Here is a 20,824-nt window from a genome sequence, read left to right as displayed (position 1 = left end):
GGCCGCTCGGGCGAGCAGGCGCGTAACCAGAAGGCCGCTGTCGGGGAGGACCGCGTCGTGACGAAAGAGAATTTGGCCGCGGGCTTGCCCGACGGTTTCACCGCGCCACCGCTGCCGCGTCGCGTCAGAAAGCACCGGCCGGACTGGCTTGTCGCCTATCTGTTCCTTGCTCCGGCTGCGGCGGTCTTTGCCACTTTCGTGGCCTATCCGATGGTGGACGGGGTCTCGACCGCCTTCTCGAACCAGATGGTCGGGCAGGGCGGGGCCTATGTCGGATTCGCGAATTTCAAGAAGCTTTTCTCGGACCCGCATTACATCCGGGCGGCATGGAATTCGCTTGTGCTGACGCTGGGCGTTGTCGCGGTCAAGCTGGTGCTGGGCCTGGGCTGCGCGGTCGCATTGTCGCAACCGATGCCGATGCGCGGACTGATCCGCGCGCTTGCCTTTCTGCCTTGGGCGGTTCCGGGCCTGATCGCGGGCCTGTCGTGGAAATGGATCTTTGACGAGCAGGCGGGCGTCCTGTCCTATCTCGCGATGTCCCTGAAGCTGTCGGACAAACCGATCTATTGGTTGTCGGACCCGAGTTGGGGCCTGTGGTCCATCGGCATCGCGATGATCTGGCACGGTCTGCCGTTCTTCACGATGATGTTTCTGGCCGCGCTCAGCTCGATCCCGTCCGACCTGAACGAGGCCGCGGCCATCGACGGGGCAAAGCCGATCCGCCGGTTCTTTTCGGTCACGCTGCCGCAGATGAAGGAAGTGATCTTCGTCACCGTGATGCTGTCGACGATCTGGACCTTCAACTCGTTCCACATGGTCCATGTCCTGACCGGGGGCGGGCCGGCCATGCGCACCCATATCCTGCCGACGCTGGCCTATCACTACGGCATTGCGCAAAGCAATCTTGGCCTAGGCGCCGCCGTGCTTGTCTCGGTCATCCCGGTCTTCCTGATCCTCATCGTGCTGCTGACCCGCCGCATGCTGAAGGACGAGAACTGAAAAGGGAGGGGCAGAGAATGGTCCGTTCGAAATCGGAAAAGACGGCGCGCCGGATATTCACGACGCTTGGCGTGGGCTTCTCGGTGATCTGGGCACTGGCGCCGATCTATTGGGTGGTCGTCACCTCGCTGAAGACCTCGCGCGAGATTTATGCCTATCCGCCAACGCTTTATCCACACAAGCTGACATGGTCGAATTTCGAGGCCAGCATCTGGGGCTCGCAATTCATACGCTATGTCTGGAACTCGGCGCAGGTCGCGGTGGCGGTCACCGTCATCTCGGCCGTGGTGGGGGCGCTTGCCGCCTATCCGGTGGCGCGGATGCGGTTCAAGGGCAAGGCGATTGCCGCGCGCACCATCGTCACGGCCTATCTGCTGCCGCCGTCCTTGCTGTTCATTCCCCTGTTTCTGGTCCTGCAATCCATGGGTCTGATGAACACCAAGACGGGCCTTGTCGTGGCCTATCTGACCTTCACCGTCCCCTTCTGCACATGGATGCTGATCGGCTATTTCCGCACCATTCCCGCCGAACTGGACGAGGCGGCGCGGATGGATGGCGCAAGCCGCCTGCAGACGCTTCTGAAGGTGATCCTGCCGATCGCGACGCCGGGCTTCGCGGTGGTGGCGCTGTTCGCCTTTACCCATGCCTGGAACGAGTTCCTTTATGCGCTGGTCTTTGTCCACTCGAACGAGACCAAGACCTTCACCGCCGGTCTGAACGGCCTGATCATGGGCGACACCTTCATCTGGGGCCAGCTCATGGCCAGCTCGGTCATCGCCATCATTCCCATTCTCGTCATCTACATCGTCGCGCAGCGCTACATCGTCGAGGGATTGGCCGCGGGCAGCGTCAAGGGGTGATCCCCAGCAATTCAATGGTTTGGAGGAGGAAAATACATGAAGAAGCTTATCGCCTCGTTGACGACCTCGGTCGCGCTGCTATTGCCCGCGATGTCCCATGCGCAGGACCTGACGATCTGGGCGATCCAGGCGTTCAACCAGCAGGCCGATGACCTGATCACCCAGATGGCCGAGGACTTCGGACGCGAACGCGGCATCTCGGTCGAATACAGCATCGTTCCCGCCAACGTCCTGAACGAGCGTCTTGCCGCGGCCATTCAGGGCGATGCAATGCCCGACGTCTTCATGAATGTCGGCCAGCAGGTGCAGTACTTCGCCAAGCTTGGAGTGACCCAGCCGGTGGACGACATTCTGGCCGAGATGCGCGCTGTGGACGGTGGCATCTACGAAAGCACCGTTCCTTCGGTCATGCGCGATGGCAAGGCGATGGCGCTGCCGCTGGAGGTCGACGTGGTCCCGATGTTCGCGCGCAAGGACCTGCTGGAAGAGGTCGGACTTGGCCTTCCCAAGACCCTCGACGAATTGCGCACCGCATCGCAGGCGATCCTGGCCAAGAACCCGGCGATCACGGCTTTCGGTCTTCCCACCAGCGAGGCCAATGATGCCGAGACCATGGCCCGCATGGTGGTCTGGTCCTTCGGTGGCCAGATGTTCGACGAGACCGGGACCAAGGTGACGTGGAATTCGCCCGAGACGGTCGCGGCCTATAAGTACATCGCCGACATGTTCGCCGAAGGCACGATCCCGCGCTCGACCCTGACCTGGGACGATGCGGGCAACAACACCGCCTATCAGACCGGGCGCGCCGCGTTCATCATGAACCCGCCCAGCGTCTACAGCTGGCTCAAGGATAACGATCAGGACCTTCTGGCCGATACCGCCCTGATCCCGATGCCGGTCGGACCGGGCGAGAAAGGCCGTTCGGCCACGCTGCTGTCGACCTTCTCGTGGATGGTCAGCAACAAGTCGGAGCGTCAGGACGACGCGAAAGCGTGGCTGCGCTACTTCTTCAAGCCCGACAACTACCAGAAGATCATCGAAACCGTCGGCGGCCGCTGGATCCCGATCTATCCCGACATGACGAAATCCATGCCGCTCTTTGCCGAAAACCCCGATTTCGCCAATTTTGACGAAATGGCGCGCAACGGGGTCGTGGATGGCTTTGCCGGTCCCCCCACCGCTTGGGCGGCAACCGTCAGCACCTCGAAGGTCGTGACCCAGTCGATCCAGCGGGTGCTGGTCGATGGCGAGACGCCAGAGGATGCCGTGGCCTGGGCCGCCGCCAAGATCGAAGAACTCAAGGTCGAGTGACCCTCCGGGTTCCCGCTCGATACCGGGCGGGAACCGCCGCAGGCGATACCCCGAAAACCCCTCTCAGGATTAAGACAGTGACACATACCCCTGACATCAATCGCCCCCCTCGTGCCCTGTGCGAGGCGCTTGCCAAGGTGGGCAGCGCGACCGCCGCCGGCGAGTTGAACCAGATGGGACTTCGCGACACCTTCCTTCGCGGGCCGGTGCCCTATACGCGCGGGCGTTCGATCGCCGGCCCGGCCCTGACGCTGCAATTCATGCCCAAGCGCGAGGATATTTACGGCGCCAACGAATATGACGACCCCGAGGCGCAGCTGCACCGCCATGCGCTTTACCACACGCAAGAGGGCGACATCATCGTCGTCGATGCGCGCGGCGACATGACAAGCGGGATCTTCGGCTCGATGATGCTCAGCTATTTCGCGGGCAAGGGCGGCAAGGGCGTCATCATCGACGGCTGCATCCGGGACTCGACCCAATGCCTTGACCTTGACCTTGGCTACTGGATCAAGGGCGTCACGCCGAATTATCACACGCAGACCAACATCATTCCCTTTGCGGTGAATGTCCCGATCGCCTGTGGCGAGGCGCTGGTCTATCCCGGCGACATCATCATCGCCGATGACGATGGCGCGGTCGTGGTCCCTGCCGCCATGGCGCAGGAATTGCTGGAGCGCGCGACCCATCACGTCGAATGGGAAGAATTCACCCGCATGAAGTTGCTGGAAGGTGCGGACCTGCGCAAATACTACCCCCTTCGCGACGACGCACGCGGCGAATACGAAGCCTGGCGCGCCGCGCAGGCAAGCCACGGCTGAACGGGGGGCATGTCATGGCAGATGTCCGTCTGAGCCAGATCCGCAAGACCTTCGGGGGCCATCAGGTCATCAAGGGGATCGATCTCGACATCAAAAGCGGTGAGTTCATCGTTTTTGTCGGCCCATCGGGTTGCGGCAAATCCACGCTTCTGCGGCTGATTGCGGGGCTTGAGGAAATCTCGGACGGCACGCTGGATATCGGCGGCATGCGGGCGAACGAGGTTCCCCCCGATGCGCGCGGGATCGCCATGGTGTTCCAGTCCTATGCGCTTTACCCGCATATGACGGTCCGGGATAACATGGCATTCGGCCTGAAGCTCGCAAAGATCCCCAAGGCCGAGCGTGACGCCAAGGTCAACAAGGCGGCGGCCATGCTGCAATTGACCGATTATCTGGACCGGCTGCCCAAGCAGCTTTCCGGCGGTCAACGCCAGCGCGTCGCCATTGGCCGCGCCATCACCCGCGATCCCGACGTCTTCCTGTTCGACGAGCCGCTGTCGAACCTAGACGCCGCCTTGCGGGTCGCGACACGGATCGAGATCACGAACCTCAAGGACGCGATGCCCGGCACGACGATGATCTATGTGACGCATGACCAGACCGAGGCGATGACCCTGGCAGATCGCATCGTCGTGCTGAATGCCGGACAGATCGAACAGGTGGGCAGCCCGATGGAGCTTTACCACCGTCCGGCCAATGTCTTCGTCGCGCAATTCATCGGCTCGCCTGCAATGAACGTGATCCCTGTCGAAAGCTCGGGGGATCGCATCCGGTTTCCCGGCGGCGGGGAAATCGGCTTGCCGGATCATGCGCGCAATTCGGGGAAGGGGCTGCAACTTGGCATCCGCCCCGAACACCTGCGCGAGGTTGCGCAATCCGAGGCCGCTTTCACCGGCACCGTCACCAATGTCGAGCGTCTGGGCGAACAGGCCATCGTCCATGTCGAGATCGGCAAAGGCACCGTGCTGGTCGCCAAGATCGACAACGAGACATCGGTGCGCAAGGGATCCGTGATCCATTTGGCCTACGATCCTGCGCGCGCACATTTCTTCGATGCTCAGAGCAAGGCCATTCGGGCCGCCTGACATCCATTCCTACGGAGACATCATGATCCAGATCGCCGAATTCATTGCGCCGACGCCGAACAAAATCTGGCGCCTCGCGCAGCAGGCAGGCGTCAACCTTGCCGTGGGCGGCCTGCCCCCCGAAGACCTGATCCATGCGGGCGAGACCTCCTGCGACCTCGGGCCGCTGACCCGCGTCAAGGAACGCTACAACGAGGCCGGCTTCGACCTGCGCGTCATCGAATCCCGCCCGCCGCTGAACAAGGCCAAGCGTGGCCTGCCCGGCCGGGATGAAGAGATCGACGAGGTCTGCAAGCTGCTCGTCAACATGGGCAAGCTGGGCATCCCGGTCTGGTGCTACGAGTGGATGGCGGATTTCAACTGGCTGCGCACCGATTTCGCCAAACCCAGCCGCGGCGGCTCGGTCGTCACCGCCTTTGATCTGGCGCAGGTGCCCGAGGACCTGACCGATCAGCCGCCGATCAGCGAAGAGGCGCTGTGGGAAAGCCTGGAGTATTTCCTGCGCCGGGTGATGCCGGTGGCGGAAAAGGCCGGTGTGACCTTGTCGATGCATCCCGATGACCCGCCGACCTCGCCGATCCGTGGCGTGGGCCGGATCATGCGGACGGTTCCGAATTTCGAACGTCTGCTGGCGATGATCCCGTCCGAGCGGAACACCATCACCATGTGTCAGGGCAACTTCACCCTGATGACGGACGACCTGCCCGCGACGATCCGCAAATTCGGCGACAAGATCAGCTTCGTCCATTTCCGCGATGTCGAGGGCGTGCCGACCAAGTTCCACGAGACGTGGCATGACGCGGGCAAGACCGACATGGTCGCCTGCATGCAGGCCTATCGCGATATCGGTTTCGATGGCGTCTTGCGCCCGGACCATGTTCCCACTGTCGAAGGCGACAGCAATGACGACGCGGGCTATTCGGCCTTTGGTCGCCTTTATGCCATCGGCTATATCCGGGGCATCCAGGAAGTGGTCTATCGCGACTGACCGGCCGGGTCGGGAAGGGGGTTGGAATGCGGAACGAACAGGAACGGGTTGTGCTGGTCAGCGGCGCTGGCGGCAATCTTGGCGCCAAGGCGATCGAGGCGCTGCTTGCCACTGAATGGTGCAGCCGGGTCATCGGCTTTTACTGGCCGGAACTGCCCCCGGATCTTCCCGCCCACCCCCGGCTTCAGGCCGTCCTTGCCGACCTGACCCGTGCCGATGGGTCGTGGCGGCAGCACATGCAGGGCGTCGATTGCGTCCTGCATTTCGCTGCCGTCAATCCGTATCCCGATGCGAGCTGGCAGGACGCCACCGCGTCATTCGACATCACCGTCAATCTGGGGCTTTGCGCTGCGGCCAACGGCGTCTCGCGCGTGATCTTCGGTTCGTCCAATCATGTCATGGGTGGCTACAAGGACGGCGATCTGGCAGCGGCGCTTACCCCCGGAGGTCTGCGCGACGACCTTCCTCCGGCACCCGGAACCCACTGGCATGACGGGCAGAGACTTGTCGATTCAACGATCTATGCCACCTCGAAGCTGATGGGAGAGCGCTTCCTTGCCAGTCTTGCGGCAGGGTCGGACGGGCGCATGTCCACGATCTCGCTGCGGATCGGGTGGATATTGCCGGGCGAGAACGATCCGAACCACATTACCGCCACCGGCTCGCATGGCAGCGGCACGACCGCGCATGCCCATGCCGGTCCCGACGATGCGCGAAACCAGCGCTGGTTTCGCGGGATGTGGCTGTCGAACGCGGATTTTCGGCAGTTGATACTGGCTGCCATATCAGCGGGAGCAGACCGCTGGCCACAGGCGAGCATTGTCGTGAACGGCGTATCGGCAAACGAGGGAATGGATTGGTCGCTGGCGCGCGGGGCGGAATCGATCGGCTACCACCCGCAAGACGACCTGTTCGCCCGGATTTTGCCCGCGGGTTAGGGACAGGACCCGTCATTGCGCCATGGTCATCCGGTGCATAACGGCAGCCACCGACCCCGCTCGGCCTCGACCCAGGCGCGCCCAGCGTCTCCGCCCCACAACTGCCACGCGATCCAGCCGGCCGATGGCTTTTCCGGGTCGGCCCATCCGGTCGCGCGGCGGACCTTGGAATGTCGGGCGAACCAGCCCGCGATCACGCGCATCTCGGCCGCTTGCAGAGGCGAGCGTCCTGCAAGCCCCTCGGCGCGGGCGATCCCGACCGCCGTTCCCCCCCGCCCAAAGCGCGCACGAAGGGCAAGCCCTTCGGCCGCAACCGCCGCGACCGTGGACGGCGGAACAAAGTTCAGGCTGAAGGCATCTCGATCGGTCGGATCGGTCCAGGGATCGTCGAAGAAGCTCATGGTATCAGTCGGCCGGGGGGTTGGGGCCGCACTCTGGCGGCGGACGGGGAATATCGTTCGCTTTTGCAGGCAGGACGGCTTCCCTGCAATGGGGCGCAGCCAGGATGCGGGGCATCCGAACCCTCCTGATGGACATCAACGATCATCAGCAGTCTGAAGACTTCTGGCGCAGCGATCAATCTGCTGTCTGGTCATCTCAGGAACACACGAACCGGCGCGTGACCCCAATCGGGATCACCTCATCCCCGATCCGTCCGCTGGCATGGCCGAGGCTGCCTGCCCGTGCCGTGACGGCCCACCGGCAGGGGTCGTGCAGGCCGGAATGGGACGAACCAGCCCGTGACCAAAGACCTCATCCAGCCCGGCCTTGCCCAAATCGCGGGCGCCCAGCTGCAGGCGCGCGCGGACCTGGGACGCGGTCAACTGCGGCTCGGCTTGCAGCAGCAAAGCGGCGGCGGCGGTGACGAAGGGTGCTGCGAATGACGTCCCGGTCTTGGTCCGCGCGCCGCTGATCGAGGCCGCGGTCCACACATTCACACCCGGCGCTGCCAGATCGATATGTTTGCCCCGATTGGCGCGGCGATAGACCTGTTCGCGCCGATCGACCGCAGTAACCGCGATGACCTGTTCATAGGCGGCGGGAAAGGCCGGTTTCGCCGCCGGTCCCCCATTGCCTGCCGCCGCGACCAGCACGATGTCCTGCCGGGCCATCTGCTGGATCTGGGCGCGCAGGGCCTCGTTCGGGGGGCCGGCCAGCGACAGGTTGACGATGTCGACCTGCTGCGCGCTCAGATAGTCCAGCGCCTCGACCAAGGCAAAAGCATCGGCGCGCTCATCCTCGCGCTGCTTGTGAAAGGCATCGACGGCGACCAGTTCGGCCTGCGGCACAAGGCCGGGGGAACGGCTGTCCGCCCGCCCGACCAGCAGTGCCGCGACTGCGGTGCCATGCAGCGCATCCGAGCGCGCGCCCTTGCCCCGATCGATGCGGTGCACGGCAATCCGGGCATCCTTCAGGACCGCATGATCGGCATTCAGCCCGGTATCGACCATGCCGATCCGCACCGGGCCGCCGCATCCGGAGGTGTCCGCGGGCCATGCGATCATCTGACGGGCCGGGCAGTCCGCGCCGGAACAGGCGGGCGCGGCATTGCCCGGCCGGTAGAAATGGTTGAAATCCGCCGCATTGGCCGAGCCCATGTCACGCACCGTTGCGCGCGCTTCCTGCATCGACATGCGGTCAGGCTTGCGCAGCCGGTGCAGCGATGCGCCGTCGGCAAGCGCCACCCTGCGCAGCACTCGGAATCCCGCATCCTGCAGAACCCGCAGATCGGCGGATGACAGGCCGCGTGCGATCACCTCGTTCGGGGCCAGCTGGGGCAGGGGGGCCACGCGGACGACGGGTTGCGGCGCGGGGCGGCGGCGCAGGGGTGCGTCGTCGTCATCGTCGTCATCGTCCCCCCGGTCGTCATCATCGTCATCGGCCCATGCGGCGGCAGGGCCCCGGCCCGGCTGTTGCGGATTCAGGTCGGCCAGGATCACGGCCAGCGCAAGGGCCAGCAACAGCAAGGGGTGGCGCGGCATCAGGTCCTCCGACCGGGGGTTTCTGGACATTCTACGTTCTGCACCCTCTATTATTCCCCGGCTTCGTCTTTTTTTTGACGCAGGGAGGTGGAATGGACGCGGCTTTTGCCGAGGCGCTGATCGCGCTTTTGCCCAACCTGCGGCGCTATGCGCTGTCCCTGACGCGTCGCGCCGATCAGGCCGACGATCTGGTTCAGCAAACGGTCGAGCGCGCCATCGCCAATGCCGGCAGCCATGACCCGGCCCAGCGGTTGGAGCCGTGGCTGTTCCGCATCATGCGCAACGGCTTCATCGACCAGACCCGGCGGCAACGCAGCGCGGGCGTGCAACTGGACGTCCATGACATGCCCGAAGCCCTACCCATCGACCCGACCCCCGCGCTGGAGGCCCGGTTGATGCTGCGCAATGTCGAGACGGCGATGGCCGAGCTGCACCCCGAACAGCGCGAGATCCTGCATCTCGTCTGTGTGGAGGAGATGACCTATGCCGAAACCGCGCGCATTCTGGACATCCCGATCGGCACGGTAATGAGCCGGCTGTCGCGCGCGCGGCTGGCGCTTTCCGAACGTCTGGGAATAACATGAGCGGCGGGACGTATACGGCCGGGGATGGCGGAAAGGACGGGCCCATGCAGATCGACGACGAAACCTTGATGGCGCTGGCCGATGGCGAGCTTGACCCGGCACGGGCCGAGGAGCTGCGCCGCGCCATTGCCGCCGATCCCGAACTGCAATCCCGGCTGCACCGATTTCAGGAAACCCGGCGTCTGCTGTCCGGGCTGCGTGCGGACCCGAAGGGCGAAGACCCGTTGGCCGCGATGATCCGCAGATCCGCCACCGCCGCCCCGACGCGGATCGTGCCTTCCCCGACCGCCAGCCATGCCGCTGGCCCACGCCCGGTCCTGCCGTCCGGGGGCACGCCGCTGACCGCGCCCGCCCGCGCGCCGCGGCGACCGGCAAACCTGAATCGCAGGCCCTGGCTGGCGGCTGCCGCTTCCGCCGCCATTGTTGCGATCGGGCTGGGGTGGTGGGAATGGGCGGACGCGCCCGCCCCGCGTGATTTCAGCCCGGCAGAGCTGGCGGCGCTGGACGCTTTGCCCTCGGGGCAGGTGCAGGCTTCGGATGATGGCGGCGAACTGGCGATGATCGCTTCGTTCCGGGGCTTGGATGGGGCGCTTTGCCGCGAATACGAGACCGCACAGCGCGCGGTTCTGGCCTGCCGCGAGGCCGCGGGCTGGACCCTGCGCCATGCGGCGGTCCCCGAGGCAGCGGGGCAGGACTATCGCCCGGCCTCGGGTCAAGGCAGCATGGACGACGCCATCGCGGCGATTGGCGCCACGGCGCCCCTGACCCCCGAGGAGGAGGCCGCCGCCCTGCGGGAATAGGCCCGTGGGTGCCGCGGCGTCGGCCCCCACGGTTGGATTTGACCCCAGCCCCGGCAATTGGGCGCGCTGAACATCCGGTAAAATATCCAATTTTCTCAAGTTCATATGGCGGCTGTGGCCGCCTTTTTCGTTTTTTTCGCACTGGCCGGGAATAGTTGCCACCTCCCGCGCGTATCCCCTGCAGACGACCGAAAGGGGATGAGATGACACCGACCGTTCTGACTGCGCCCACGGGCCTCGGGGAAACACTGCCGCTCAGGGATGTGCGCCCGGCCGGTGAACGCGGGATCGGCCCTGCCTCGGTCATGCGGCCTCCCGGCCAGCGACTGGCGGATCGCCAGCGCGTCTGAGGGCGCCTGAATTCCGCACCGGCCGAACCGGCAGCCGGGATGCGGAGCGCGGTCAAAAGGCCGCCGTTCATGCCGGTCCATTCCAGACTGACGGAGAGCAACCATGGCCAATATCCGTGGCAATGACGACGACAACCGCCTGAACGGCACCAACCTTGCGGACAGGATCCTTGGCATGTCCGGCGATGACACGATCCTTGGACATGGCGGCAATGACACCATCGACGGTGGCGAGGGCAATGACCGCATCAATGCGGGCGAGGGCCATAACCGCGTCAATGGCGGCTCGGGGAATGACGTGATCGACGCGCTGAGCGGCAATGACGTGATCAATGCCGGCGAAGGCAATGACATCGTCCGCGCCGGTGGCGGCAACAACTCGATCACGCTTGGCTCGGGCAACGACCTGTCGGTCAGCGGTTCGGGCCGCGATACGATCAGCGCGGGCGAGGGCAACGACACCGTCCGCGCTGGAGCAGGCAATGACATCATCTATGGCGGCGAAGGCGACGACCGCATGTTTGGCGAGGCGGGGGCCGACCGCATCGTCGCGCATGAGGGCAATGACACCCTGAATGGCGGCGCCGGGAACGACACCATGACGGGGGGCGAGGGTGCGGATGTGTTCGTCTGGAACGGCGGACGCGACCGCGTCACCGATTTCGAGCGGGACGAGGACACGATCGACCTTTCGGCCTATGCGCGTTTCGACAGCTGGACGGACGTGCGCGCCGCGGCCAGTCAGGTCGGAAACGACGTCGTGATCCGGGCCGGGACCGACCATCTGGTCATCGAGGATACCCGCCTGAACCAGCTTGGCGGCGACGATTTCAACTGGTGAGCAATCGGGGCAGGGGGTGCCGACCACCCCCCGCATCCTGCCGGTGGCGAAAATCGCCATCCGGTGTCACTCGGGCGGCCCTTGCAGGGGCCGCCCTTCTTCCACGCCGCGTGGCATCCGAAGCGCAAGGTTCATCAAGAATTTACAGAACGGCCACCCTGCTGTCATGGCGCGCCTGCATCTGTCGCGCCGCAATGGCAGGAAAGGGGCAGCGCGGCATGACGGGTTTGCGGCTGTCGAACATCGGCAGGAGCTATGGCGAGACCAGGGTTCTGTCCGGCATCGACCTTGACATCGCGGCGGGCGAGTTCGTGGCGGTGCTTGGCCCTTCGGGCTGTGGCAAGACCACGCTTCTGCGGTTGGTTGCGGGATTTGACCGCCCCGATGAAGGCAGCATCAGCCTTGGCGACCGGCAGGTCGCTGGCGGCAAGGTCATGGTGCCGCCCGAAGGGCGCGGGATCGGCATCGTGTTCCAGAATTACGCGCTGTGGCCGCACATGTCCGTGGCAGGGAATGTCGGCTATGCGCTGAAGGTGGCGCGCCTGCCGCGGCTTGAGCGCGAGGCCCGCGTGGCGCGCGCGCTCGACACCGTCAATCTGACGCCTTTTGCCGAGCGTCGCCCGGCGGACCTGTCGGGCGGGCAGCGCCAGCGGGTCGCGTTGGCGCGCTGTCTGGCCGCAGGATCCAATCTGGTGCTGCTGGACGAGCCGCTGGCAAATCTGGACGTACATCTGCGCGCCGCCATGGAGGAGGAGTTTCGCCGCTTTCACCGGGAAAGCGGCGCGACGCTGGTCTATGTCACCCATGACCAGTCCGAGGCGATGGCGCTTGCCGACCGCATCGCCGTGATGGACAAAGGCCGCCTGCTGCAATGCGCCAGCCCCCGGCAACTTTACCGCGAACCTGCCGACGCCACGGTCGCGGGGTTCATCGGGGACGGGCTGGTGCTGCCGGTCGAGGGCTTGCGCCCGATGGGGAACGGCCTTGCGACGGCGGACCTGCTGGGCGCGCGCGTCCGGCTGCGCTGCCATGCCGGAGAGATCGCCCGGCCGCTCGCGGTGGCCTCGACCCATCCGGTCGATATCCTGCCCGCCCGTCCGGGCGAGGCCGGCATCCCCGCCCGTGTCACTGCCCGGACCTATCGCGGTGGCGGCTGGTCCTATGACCTGCGCCCCGAGGCGGATCCCGGCCTGCGCCTGCCGATGATGCTGCCCGATACGGACGCCGCCCCCGAGCCGGGCGCGATCCTTAATCTGGTGTTCCGCGACCTCTGGACCATTCCGCATTCCGGCAACCATGCCCCCGGCACGGTGCCGGGCCCTTCGTTCTCATCGCATCTTACGGAGCAATTCCAATGCGCCTGACTGTCACTGCCCTTGCCTTGATGCTTTCCGCGACCGCGGTCTCGGCGCAGACCACGCTGACGCTTTACACCTCGCAATCGCCCGAGATCGCGCAGCAGACCGTCGACGCCTTCATGGCCAAGCATCCCGACATCACCGTGGAATGGATGCGCAACGGCACGTCGCAGCTGATGAACATCCTGACCGCCGAGCAGCAGGCCGGCGGCATCAAGGCCGATGTGCTGCTGGTCGCTGACAGCATCAACCTGGGCACGCTGAAGCAACAGGGCCTGCTGCTGCCCTGGCCCGACGCCCCGGTCAAGGACATCGACCCGCTGATGTACGACGCCGACAAGACCTTCTTCGGCACCAAGATCTCGTCCACCGGGATCGTCTACAACACCCAGATCGCCGCCCCTGTCACCGGCTGGGGCGACCTGTTCCAGGATGCCAATGCCGGTCAGATCGTGGCCCCAAGCCCGCTTTATTCCGGCGCGGCGCTGGTTCACATGCATTCCCTGCTGCAGGATGCCAGCCAGGGCTGGGGCTATTACGAGCGCCTGAACGCGCTTGGCGTGGTCCCCGAGGGCGGCAACGGCCCGGTGCTGAAGGCGGTGGCCGGGGGGCAGATGAAATATGGCGTCAACATCGACGCCGATGTGCTGCGCGCCAAGAAGGCAGGCTCGCCGGTGGAGTTCGTCTATCCGACCGAAGGCGCCACCTTCTTCACCGAGCCGGTGGCGATCATCGCCGGCACCAATCAGGTCGAGGCGGCACAGACCTTCGTCAGCTTCGTCCTGTCCGAGGACGGCCAGAAACTGGCCGCCGAACAGGGTTACATGCCGATCGATCCGCGGGTTGCCTCGCCCGAGGGGATGCCCGCGCTGGCCGAAATCAAGCTGCTGCCGCTGGATGCCGATCGCGCCGTCGCCGAGGACAGCGAGGCCCGCGCAAGGTTCACCGAAATCTTCGGCGGCTGATCCGGAATGACCGCCATCTGGCACCGCAAGGGGGCGCCGCGCGCGCCCCTTTTCCGCCTGACCTCGGAAGGGGTCGCGCTGGCGCTGCTGGCGGTGCTGATCCTATCGGTTTCGGTCGCGCCGATGCTGCGGCTGGCTCAGGCCGCCCTGCTTGACGACGGGGTGTTCGCGGCCGAGCGGCTGGCAAAGCTGTTCTCGCGGCCGCAGACCGGGGCCGCGATCTGGAACACCATCCAGATATCGCTGGCCTCGACGCTGGTATCCCTGCTGGTCGGCGCGATTTTCGCGGTCATCATGGTGCAGACCGACCTGAAGGGAAAATCGGCGCTGGTCTTTGCCTTTGTGCTGCCCCTGATGATCCCTCCGCAGGTGACGGCCATGGCCTGGATCCAGGCCTTTTCGCCCACGAGCCCGGTCCTGGGCCTTCTTGGCCTGTCGATGGAGGCGGGCACGCGGCATCCCTTGTACTCGCGGGCCGGGATCATCCTGCTGCTGGGCATCTATAACGCGCCGCTGGTCTATCTGGCGCTGCAGGCCAGCCTGCGCCGCATCCCGCAGGATCTGGCCGAGGCGGCGCGGGCCGCCGGGGCCGGTCCGGTCCGGGTGCTGCTGACGGTCATCCTGCCCTTGGCGCGCGGCGGCATGGTGGCTGCGGCCAGCCTTGCCTTTGTCTCGGCCATCGGGAATTTCGGCATTCAGGCCATGCTGGGCATTCCGGCCCGCGTGCCGACGCTGATCACCCAGATCTATCAGCAGATCAACGGGCTGGGCCCAAGCGCCCTGCCGAACATGGCGGCGCTGTCGCTGGTCCTGACCGCATTGACCGTGGCGGGCGTCCTGCTGACCGCCCGCATGGGCGAGCGCAACGATACCCGCGTCGATCTGGGCAGTCGCCCCTTGATGCTGCCCCTGGGTCGGGCCGGAATTCCGGTCGCCGCGATGCTGTGGGCCTATCTGATCCTGTCGCTGCTGCTGCCGTTTTCGGCGCTGCTGCAGACCTCGCTGGTCACTGCCTACGGCTTGCCGCTGACGGCAGAGACCATCACCTGGAAAAACTATGTCTCGGCGCTGTTCCAGCAGGTCTCGCTGCGGGACGCCTTCGTCACCTCGTTGTGGCTGACGCTGGCGACGGTGGGTTTCCTGATGCTGGCCTCGGTCTTCCTTGGCTATTTCCTGACATGGCGGCGCGGGCCATTGGTGCGGCTTTTGCATTTCGGGTCCGAAGCCGCCTATGCGCTGCCGGGCATCACGCTTGGCGTCGCCATGATCCTGCTGTTCCTGCGCCCCTTGCCGGGGATCGGCCTGTCGATCTATGGCACGCCCTGGATCATCCTGGCGGCCTATGTCGCAGGGTTTTTCGCACTGGCCCTGCGCCCGGTTCTGTCCGGCTACGCCCAGATCGACCGCGCGCTGGAAGAGGCTGCGCGCGTCGCGGGTGCGGGTTTCCTGCGCCGGATGCGCGATGTGATCTGGCCGCTGATCGCGCCCACGGCAATCGCCGCCGCCGTGATCGTCTTCATGACCGCGATCAACGAGATCCAGACCTCGATCCTGCTGATCTCCTCGGGGACGCGCACCATAGGGCCGATGATCATCTTCCTTGAGGAAGGCGGGGCCTCGACCCTTGCTGCCGCTGTCGGCTGCCTGATGATCCTTGGCGTGCTGGTGCTGATGCTGCTATCGACGATCCTGTCCCGTTTTCTGCCGAAGGGCGTTCTGCCATGGCAATTCTGACGGCATTCAGTGGCCTTGGCGGGAAAGCCCCCGCCGCCTTCCTGCTTGAGATCGCGGGGCGGCGGCTGTTGCTGGATCTGGGCGAGGGGCCGCGGCCGGGCCAGCGCCCGGACCTGGAGGGTATCGGCCCGATCGACGCCATCTTTCTGTCGCACGCGCATATCGATCATGTCGGGGCCATCGACCTTTGGCCAGGTCTGGGTCGCCCGCCGGTCTTTGCGACCCGCGCGACCTTTGACGCCCTGCCGCTGCTGGGCCTGCATCTGCCGCCCCAAGCCTGCCACGACTTGCCGGCTCGGGGCCCGGCGCGACTGCTTGACCTGCCTGTCACGGTCGGACGCGACGGGCATGCCCTGGGCGGCTTGTGGCTGCATCTGCCGCAAGAGGGTGGGGCGCTTTACATGGGGGACTGGAGCCGGGAATCCGAGATCCTGCCCCTTGATCCCCCTCCACCGGCGGATCTGGTCATCACCGATCTTTCCTATGGAGACAGGGATCAGCCCTTGGCCGAACAGGTGCAGGCGCTGGCGGACAGCATCACGCCCAGCACGGTGCTGCCCGTGCCGATCCTTGGACGCGGCGCGGATATGGCGCGACACCTGTCCGCCCTTGGGCTGTCGCCCGTGGTCTGTCCGCAGATCCGGGTCGAAATGCAGGGCGCATTGCCCGCCCTGCGCGTGATCGCGACCCCATCCGAGGCGCGCGACGGCGATGTCATCATCGTCGCCGATACCGAACGGCCGGGCGATCTGATGTCATGCCTGATTGCCGATGCACGCGGATGGCGCTTCGTCCTGACCGGCCATGTCGCCCCCGGCAGCGCGGCGGCGGGGCTGATCGCCGATGGCCGCGCCACCCGGCGAAACTGGAACGTGCATCCCCGCGCCCGTGACCAGATCTGGCTGGCCGGGATCACGCGCGCAAGGCATCTAGTCCCCGCCTTCGGCGCATTGGACGACGCCCCTGACCTCGCGCAAGCACTGGCCGGCGTCTGGGGAACGGGTCGGGAAAACTCCTGAACCTTGTCCCGGCTGATGTCGGTCGTCCGAAATCGGACCCGGCGCGGTCATGGGATGCCGCCCCGCACAAGGGTCAGGTCACGAAGGGCATGATGTCCACGCCGTCGCCGGGAAAAACGGTGATATGGGGATGGTCCCGGAACAGCAGCGCCGCGGCCTTGGCGGTCTCGGCCTCGATCACAAGATAGCCGCAGAACGGGTTCGCCGCATCGGTGACCCCGTCTTTGGTGATGCGCGTGGTCTTGCCCACCATGCCGCCACGGTCGAGGATGGCCGCGGCGTTCCTTTCTTCCCAGGCGGCCCATTCCTTGACGCCCACCGCATCGATGGCATCCTGCTCGGACTTGGGCAGGCTTCGAAAACGGGCAAAGTCTTCGGGTTTCATGGTGTAGACAGCAAGGAACCGGGGCATGAGCCACCTCCACGATCTTGATCCGCTGCCAGTGTACACCTGCACGCCCCGGGCGCGCTTGCAAAACAGCCGGGACCAAACCCGGCGGCCGTCCGCGCCCGTCACGAAAAGGGCGGCATCTGTGGACGGCGGGGCCGTCCACAGTGTGAGATATCAGGCCAGTTCCGAATGGAGTTGCCAGATGCTCAGGGCGGCCTCGCCTGCCTCGCGGCCCTTGCCGACGAAATGTTCGGCGAAGATGCGGCGGTGATGGTCCCCACCTTCCTGATAGTGATGAGGGGTCAGGGACACCGACAGGACCGGCACCCCGGTCTCCATCCCGGCCTGCATCAGACCGCTGACCACAGCCTGCGCCACGAAGTCGTGACGATAGATGCCGCCGTCCACGACCAGCGCCGCCGCCGCCACCGCGGCATAACGACCCGAGCCCGCCAGCTTCTTGGCGACAAGGGGCATCTCGAACGCGCCGGGGACGTCAAAGACGTCGACATGTGCTTCGGGGATGATCTCCAGAAAGCCTTTCAAGGCCTGATCAACGACATCGGAATGCCAGTTGGCCTTGATGAAGGCGAAACGGATTGCGGGATTGAGAACCGGGCTGCTGGGCGCCCAAGCGCTGGGGGTCTGTGTCATGTGGTCACTCCTTGGTCTGCCTGACACGTCACCCAAGGCGATCACACACTCCCAGCCCCGGAAAGGGGCTGCGAACATGTTCTCTTTCATCCGGACTATGACCGTCGGCCCAGGAATCGCACCTGATCTGCTGACCCTTCCGGAACCGGAAGGCGCTCGCGGGCTTGCAGAACGTCCTGCTTACCGCCGGTGGGGATTTCCGCCCCGCCCTGAGAACTGGCCCAGTTTGAGACTTTTTCGCGCCGCTGCAACCGCTTTTGCAGCCCACCGCGTTCAATGGCCCCGCCTTGATGCGGGTGGGATGTTCCTGAGCACCGGGCCGTCATCGCGCGATATGCCCGATATTTAGGCAGGCCCGTGGGGGCGCTGCAATGCAGGCGTTCGGATAGGTCTATACACTGATTTATCCCCAGGAAATGTGGATAGAGACATCCGCGGCCGAGTGGCAAAAAGCCACCAAGCCTTCGGCCTGTCGGTGCGCGAGACCGGGGCAGGGGCGGAGCGTCTAATGTGCGCGAGGCGAGACCATGACACACAGCCCAAGCGCGATCAGGACGGGGAGTTGTGGTCGCCGGAAAAATACGGATTCTGACTGGTTCATGAACGTGGGCGATGCTTCAGGGGCAATCATGGAAGATGTCGATTGCGTGGTGATCGGTGCAGGTGTCGTCGGACTGGCCGCGGCCCGCGCGCTTGCCATGGCCGGCCGCGAGGTGCTTGTGCTGGAGACAGCGGAAACCATCGGAACCGGAACCTCCTCACGCAACAGCGAAGTCATCCACGCGGGCATCTACTATCCCCGTGACAGCCTGATGGCTCGGGCATGTGTCGCCGGTCGGCGCAGCCTTTACGATTATTGCGAAGACCAGGGGGTCGATGTCCGGCGCTGCGGCAAGATCATCGTGGCCACGGATGCGGCAGAGGCGGAGCAACTTGCCGCCATCCATGCCCGGGCCGAAGCAAATGGCGTCGAGAACATCCGCTTGCTTGCGGCACGTGACTTGCGGGTGATGGAGCCTGCGCTGGATTGCGTCGCGGGGCTGCTTTCGCCAGAGACGGGAATAATCGACAGTCACGGGTTGATGCTGGCGCTGCAAGGCGATGCCGAGGCGCATGGTGCGCTTTTTTCCTTTCAGAGTCCGGTCAGATCCGGTCGGATCAACGCGGCGGGGATCGAGCTGGATGTCATGGGGGTCGATCCGGTGACGCTGAGGGCGCGTTCCGTCGTCAATGCCGCGGGACTTTTCGCGCCCCAACTGGCAGGCGCGTTCGCGGGCTTGGATCCCGCGCATGTGCCGCGCGCGTTTTTCGCCAAGGGTCATTACTTCCTTTTGCGGGGACGGTCGCCGTTTTCGCGGCTGATCTATCCCGTGCCGGTGCCCGGCGGCCTTGGCGTGCACCTGACGCTGGATCTGGGCGGGCAGGCAAAATTCGGCCCCGATGTCAGCTGGGTCGACAGCCCGGATTACAGCTTTGATCCGGGGCGCGAGGAGGGGTTCTACCACGCCATTCGCCGCTATTGGCCCGACCTGGTCGATGGCGCGCTGGCACCCGGCTATACCGGCATCCGCCCCAAGATCGTCCCACAGGGGGCACCCGCGCAGGATTTTGTGGTGCAGGGGCCCGAGATCCACGGCGTGCCGGGGCTGGTGAACCTGTTCGGCATCGAAAGCCCCGGCCTTACCTCGTCGCTTTTTCTGGGGGATCTGGTCGCGGCAAGGCTGCAAGGGGCGCTGCGCTGACGCGCCAGTCCCTGGTCCCTGCGATACCCGGTCGCGCCCCGACTTAGCTCAACTGCCGCCAGCGGCGTGCAAGGCCTGCCTCGGCCATGGCCTGTGACGCGTTCACGCGCAGCGGCAGCGCTTTAAGCGGCAGCTACCATGACGACTGGCAGCTTTGGGCTCTGAACATCGACCTTACCGATCGTATCCGCCTTCTTGCCGCAGACCGGATTGAGGCCAGTACCTATGCGGACATTAAAACTTATTCGATCAGAGGCGACCGATCTGCTTCTGCGTTGAAAAGGCGTCCGCAGATATTGGCAGCGGTGGTGGATGATAGGCCTGTGCCGCGTGACGCGGGATGAGTGCGAACAATACCCGCTCCACGGCCTTTGCGTCGGCGCGCGACAATTCTTTCATTACGACAAATCGAGTGGCCGCGCCGCGACTGGCTTCGGAAATCGACACGCTCGTCCAATCGACGATGAAGCTGGCCCCCGACATCGGCAGTTGCCTTGCGCTGGTTCCGATGCGCGAGATGCGCTGCAGGCGCAGCGCTGTGACCAAGACGCGGCGATCGGTGATCGCAAACCGCGGGGGGCGTGCAATGCTAATCGATACCGCAATCGAGAAGATCAGCAGAACAATTGCCACCATTGTCTGGGACGGCACAAAAAGACTGGCCGCCACGATCGTAAGCAAAAATGCGACACGAAGGATCGGCCAAAATCGACCAGAGCGGCCTGCCCACAGCAGGATTTCACCAGGTTGCAGTTCTGACGACCAGAAGGACGCGTGGCGCGACGCAGAAGGATGCGGCAGACCGTCAGGAATACCCGATGGCAGGACCGATGCGAATTGCTCTCGGCCTTTCGCCAGAAAGGGCTGCAGGACTTCGCGCAATCTCGCGGGGTCCGCGCCTGACAGAGCAAAGGGAGGGATGCCGTCGCTGCGTATCACGCCATTGCGCTCAATCCTGCCAATGCGCGAGACCGCGAGGACCAGACCTTTATTGTCGATAATACGCTGGTTTGTGACGGCCCAGATCCGCCCTCGATTCATTAGCCAGACGGCAGGCGTCAGGATCATAAACGCGAACAGCAACAGGATGCCGGTCACTATCGCTGTTGCCAACGGCGGCAGGTATCCTCCACGAATCCTCAAGGTCTCGGTCATCACAATAAAAAACACTGGCCAAAGCACGGTAAAGACGAGAAAAATCCTGCGAACCTCGCCAGCTCTGAAGCTGGCGCGGCCCGTCAGCAGGATCTGCTCATCCTGGTCAAGCGGGGGCAGGCTGGGGTCGCTCATACGAACGCATCCATGCAAATAACTCCACTCACGATCGCGCTGCGCCGACATCCTGTAGTTTTCGCGCCTGGGTCAACACCCTCTGGCGAGAAGTCACACGTGGCCTTCTGTG

The 20,824-nt window shown here is 64.9% G+C and carries 21 protein-coding genes and 1 riboswitch; of the genes, 16 read left to right on the top strand and 5 right to left on the bottom strand.

The genetic code is table 11. From position 1 onward, the window contains the following. The first annotated feature begins 57 nt into the window (after window positions 1-57). From RM190_RS10275 to RM190_RS10245, 7 genes are all read left to right on the top strand, one after another. Window positions 58-999 carry a carbohydrate ABC transporter permease gene (locus RM190_RS10275; RefSeq protein ID WP_311759342.1) on the top strand — a complete coding sequence of 314 codons (942 nt, stop codon included), beginning with the start codon at window positions 58-60 and terminating at the stop codon, window positions 997-999. Between the two features lie 17 nt (window positions 1,000-1,016). Next, a complete protein-coding gene (locus tag RM190_RS10270) occupies window positions 1,017-1,859 on the top strand; it encodes a carbohydrate ABC transporter permease (protein WP_311759341.1) in 843 nt (280 codons plus the stop codon). Window positions 1,860-1,895: 36 nt separating this feature from the next. Beyond that, the gene (locus RM190_RS10265; protein WP_311759340.1) at window positions 1,896-3,170 is read left to right on the top strand and encodes an ABC transporter substrate-binding protein; all 1,275 of its coding nucleotides are present in this window, start codon (window positions 1,896-1,898) and stop codon (window positions 3,168-3,170) included. A 77-nt stretch (window positions 3,171-3,247) separates the two neighbouring features. Then, a complete protein-coding gene (locus tag RM190_RS10260; RefSeq protein ID WP_311759339.1) occupies window positions 3,248-3,991 on the top strand; it encodes a ribonuclease activity regulator RraA in 744 nt (247 codons plus the stop codon). Between the two features lie 14 nt (window positions 3,992-4,005). After that, window positions 4,006-5,076: an ABC transporter ATP-binding protein gene (locus RM190_RS10255; RefSeq protein WP_311759338.1), complete on the top strand. Its 1,071-nt coding sequence runs from the start codon at window positions 4,006-4,008 to the stop codon at window positions 5,074-5,076. 22 nt (window positions 5,077-5,098) lie between these two features. Further along, on the top strand, window positions 5,099-6,064 hold the full coding sequence (locus tag RM190_RS10250; protein ID WP_311759337.1) for a mannonate dehydratase: 966 nt from the start codon (window positions 5,099-5,101) through the stop codon (window positions 6,062-6,064). A gap of 26 nt (window positions 6,065-6,090) precedes the next feature. After that, entirely contained in the window at window positions 6,091-7,002 is a 912-nt protein-coding gene (locus RM190_RS10245; protein WP_311759336.1) for an NAD-dependent epimerase/dehydratase family protein, read from the top strand. Window positions 7,003-7,028: 26 nt separating this feature from the next. On the opposite strand, the gene RM190_RS10240 is transcribed toward RM190_RS10245, so the two are convergent. Then, window positions 7,029-7,403 (bottom strand): hypothetical protein, encoded by a 375-nt coding sequence (locus RM190_RS10240; protein ID WP_311759335.1) that lies wholly within the window; start codon window positions 7,401-7,403, stop codon window positions 7,029-7,031. Between the two features lie 234 nt (window positions 7,404-7,637). After that, on the bottom strand, window positions 7,638-8,984 hold the full coding sequence (locus RM190_RS10235) for a S8 family serine peptidase (RefSeq protein WP_311759334.1): 1,347 nt from the start codon (window positions 8,982-8,984) through the stop codon (window positions 7,638-7,640). A gap of 92 nt (window positions 8,985-9,076) precedes the next feature. On the opposite strand from RM190_RS10235, the gene RM190_RS10230 reads away from it, so the two are divergent. The 8 genes from RM190_RS10230 (at window position 9,077) to RM190_RS10195 (ending at window position 16,635) form a co-directional block, all read left to right on the top strand. Then, on the top strand, window positions 9,077-9,568 hold the full coding sequence (locus RM190_RS10230; protein ID WP_311759333.1) for an RNA polymerase sigma factor: 492 nt from the start codon (window positions 9,077-9,079) through the stop codon (window positions 9,566-9,568). A 44-nt stretch (window positions 9,569-9,612) separates the two neighbouring features. Further along, window positions 9,613-10,368 (top strand): anti-sigma factor family protein, encoded by a 756-nt coding sequence (locus RM190_RS10225; protein ID WP_311759332.1) that lies wholly within the window; start codon window positions 9,613-9,615, stop codon window positions 10,366-10,368. A 203-nt stretch (window positions 10,369-10,571) separates the two neighbouring features. Further along, the gene (locus RM190_RS10220) at window positions 10,572-10,718 is read left to right on the top strand and encodes a hypothetical protein (RefSeq protein ID WP_311759331.1); all 147 of its coding nucleotides are present in this window, start codon (window positions 10,572-10,574) and stop codon (window positions 10,716-10,718) included. Window positions 10,719-10,821: 103 nt separating this feature from the next. Next, window positions 10,822-11,559 (top strand): calcium-binding protein, encoded by a 738-nt coding sequence (locus tag RM190_RS10215; protein ID WP_311759330.1) that lies wholly within the window; start codon window positions 10,822-10,824, stop codon window positions 11,557-11,559. Between the two features lie 218 nt (window positions 11,560-11,777). Then, window positions 11,778-12,923 (top strand): ABC transporter ATP-binding protein, encoded by a 1,146-nt coding sequence (locus RM190_RS10210; protein WP_311759329.1) that lies wholly within the window; start codon window positions 11,778-11,780, stop codon window positions 12,921-12,923. After that, the gene (locus RM190_RS10205; RefSeq protein WP_311759328.1) at window positions 12,914-13,882 is read left to right on the top strand and encodes an ABC transporter substrate-binding protein; all 969 of its coding nucleotides are present in this window, start codon (window positions 12,914-12,916) and stop codon (window positions 13,880-13,882) included. The genes RM190_RS10210 and RM190_RS10205 overlap by 10 nt, the downstream gene beginning before the upstream one ends. Before the next feature lie 6 nt (window positions 13,883-13,888). Beyond that, entirely contained in the window at window positions 13,889-15,616 is a 1,728-nt protein-coding gene (locus RM190_RS10200) for an ABC transporter permease (RefSeq protein ID WP_311759327.1), read from the top strand. Next, window positions 15,604-16,635: an MBL fold metallo-hydrolase gene (locus RM190_RS10195; RefSeq protein ID WP_311759326.1), complete on the top strand. Its 1,032-nt coding sequence runs from the start codon at window positions 15,604-15,606 to the stop codon at window positions 16,633-16,635. Before RM190_RS10200 ends, RM190_RS10195 begins: the two co-directional genes overlap by 13 nt. Window positions 16,636-16,708: 73 nt before the next feature. Here RM190_RS10195 and RM190_RS10190 read toward each other — a convergent pair whose 3' ends face one another. Both RM190_RS10190 and RM190_RS10185 read right to left on the bottom strand, forming a co-directional pair. Beyond that, window positions 16,709-17,020 carry a hypothetical protein gene (locus RM190_RS10190; RefSeq protein WP_311759325.1) on the bottom strand — a complete coding sequence of 104 codons (312 nt, stop codon included), beginning with the start codon at window positions 17,018-17,020 and terminating at the stop codon, window positions 16,709-16,711. Window positions 17,021-17,200: 180 nt separating this feature from the next. Continuing rightward, window positions 17,201-17,680 (bottom strand): 6,7-dimethyl-8-ribityllumazine synthase, encoded by a 480-nt coding sequence (locus RM190_RS10185; protein ID WP_311759324.1) that lies wholly within the window; start codon window positions 17,678-17,680, stop codon window positions 17,201-17,203. Window positions 17,681-17,754: 74 nt separating this feature from the next. Then, window positions 17,755-17,901: riboswitch (FMN riboswitch) on the bottom strand. 408 nt (window positions 17,902-18,309) lie between these two features. Here RM190_RS10185 and RM190_RS10180 point away from each other — a divergent pair. Continuing rightward, window positions 18,310-19,422 carry an NAD(P)/FAD-dependent oxidoreductase gene (locus RM190_RS10180; RefSeq protein ID WP_311759323.1) on the top strand — a complete coding sequence of 371 codons (1,113 nt, stop codon included), beginning with the start codon at window positions 18,310-18,312 and terminating at the stop codon, window positions 19,420-19,422. 249 nt (window positions 19,423-19,671) lie between these two features. Here the strand turns inward: RM190_RS10180 and RM190_RS10175 are convergent, their stop codons facing one another. Continuing rightward, window positions 19,672-20,712 carry a hypothetical protein gene (locus tag RM190_RS10175; RefSeq protein ID WP_311759322.1) on the bottom strand — a complete coding sequence of 347 codons (1,041 nt, stop codon included), beginning with the start codon at window positions 20,710-20,712 and terminating at the stop codon, window positions 19,672-19,674. Window positions 20,713-20,824: the final 112 nt, after the last annotated feature.

Source organism: Paracoccus broussonetiae, assembly GCF_031854425.1.
In the GTDB taxonomy this organism is placed as follows: Bacteria; Pseudomonadota; Alphaproteobacteria; order Rhodobacterales; family Rhodobacteraceae; genus Paracoccus; species Paracoccus broussonetiae.
Note: the sequence above shows the minus strand (reverse complement) of the source record. Positions and strands in the feature narration are given on the sequence as shown.

Bases quoted from the DNA above. Each gene is read 5' to 3' on its own strand.
- RM190_RS10270 (WP_311759341.1), top strand. From the start codon at position 1,017: ATGGTCCGTTCGAAATCGGAAAAGACGGCGCGCCGGATATTCACGACG.
- RM190_RS10265 (WP_311759340.1), top strand. From the start codon at position 1,896: ATGAAGAAGCTTATCGCCTCGTTGACGACCTCGGTCGCGCTGCTATTG.
- RM190_RS10255 (WP_311759338.1), top strand. From the start codon at position 4,006: ATGGCAGATGTCCGTCTGAGCCAGATCCGCAAGACCTTCGGGGGCCAT.
- RM190_RS10250 (WP_311759337.1), top strand. From the start codon at position 5,099: ATGATCCAGATCGCCGAATTCATTGCGCCGACGCCGAACAAAATCTGG.
- RM190_RS10245 (WP_311759336.1), top strand. From the start codon at position 6,091: ATGCGGAACGAACAGGAACGGGTTGTGCTGGTCAGCGGCGCTGGCGGC.
- RM190_RS10240 (WP_311759335.1), bottom strand. From the start codon at position 7,403: ATGAGCTTCTTCGACGATCCCTGGACCGATCCGACCGATCGAGATGCC.
- RM190_RS10235 (WP_311759334.1), bottom strand. From the start codon at position 8,984: ATGCCGCGCCACCCCTTGCTGTTGCTGGCCCTTGCGCTGGCCGTGATC.
- RM190_RS10230 (WP_311759333.1), top strand. From the start codon at position 9,077: ATGGACGCGGCTTTTGCCGAGGCGCTGATCGCGCTTTTGCCCAACCTG.
- RM190_RS10225 (WP_311759332.1), top strand. From the start codon at position 9,613: ATGCAGATCGACGACGAAACCTTGATGGCGCTGGCCGATGGCGAGCTT.
- RM190_RS10220 (WP_311759331.1), top strand. From the start codon at position 10,572: ATGACACCGACCGTTCTGACTGCGCCCACGGGCCTCGGGGAAACACTG.
- RM190_RS10215 (WP_311759330.1), top strand. From the start codon at position 10,822: ATGGCCAATATCCGTGGCAATGACGACGACAACCGCCTGAACGGCACC.
- RM190_RS10210 (WP_311759329.1), top strand. From the start codon at position 11,778: ATGACGGGTTTGCGGCTGTCGAACATCGGCAGGAGCTATGGCGAGACC.
- RM190_RS10205 (WP_311759328.1), top strand. From the start codon at position 12,914: ATGCGCCTGACTGTCACTGCCCTTGCCTTGATGCTTTCCGCGACCGCG.
- RM190_RS10200 (WP_311759327.1), top strand. From the start codon at position 13,889: ATGACCGCCATCTGGCACCGCAAGGGGGCGCCGCGCGCGCCCCTTTTC.
- RM190_RS10195 (WP_311759326.1), top strand. From the start codon at position 15,604: ATGGCAATTCTGACGGCATTCAGTGGCCTTGGCGGGAAAGCCCCCGCC.
- RM190_RS10190 (WP_311759325.1), bottom strand. From the start codon at position 17,020: ATGAAACCCGAAGACTTTGCCCGTTTTCGAAGCCTGCCCAAGTCCGAG.
- RM190_RS10185 (WP_311759324.1), bottom strand. From the start codon at position 17,680: ATGACACAGACCCCCAGCGCTTGGGCGCCCAGCAGCCCGGTTCTCAAT.
- RM190_RS10180 (WP_311759323.1), top strand. From the start codon at position 18,310: ATGGAAGATGTCGATTGCGTGGTGATCGGTGCAGGTGTCGTCGGACTG.
- RM190_RS10175 (WP_311759322.1), bottom strand. From the start codon at position 20,712: ATGAGCGACCCCAGCCTGCCCCCGCTTGACCAGGATGAGCAGATCCTG.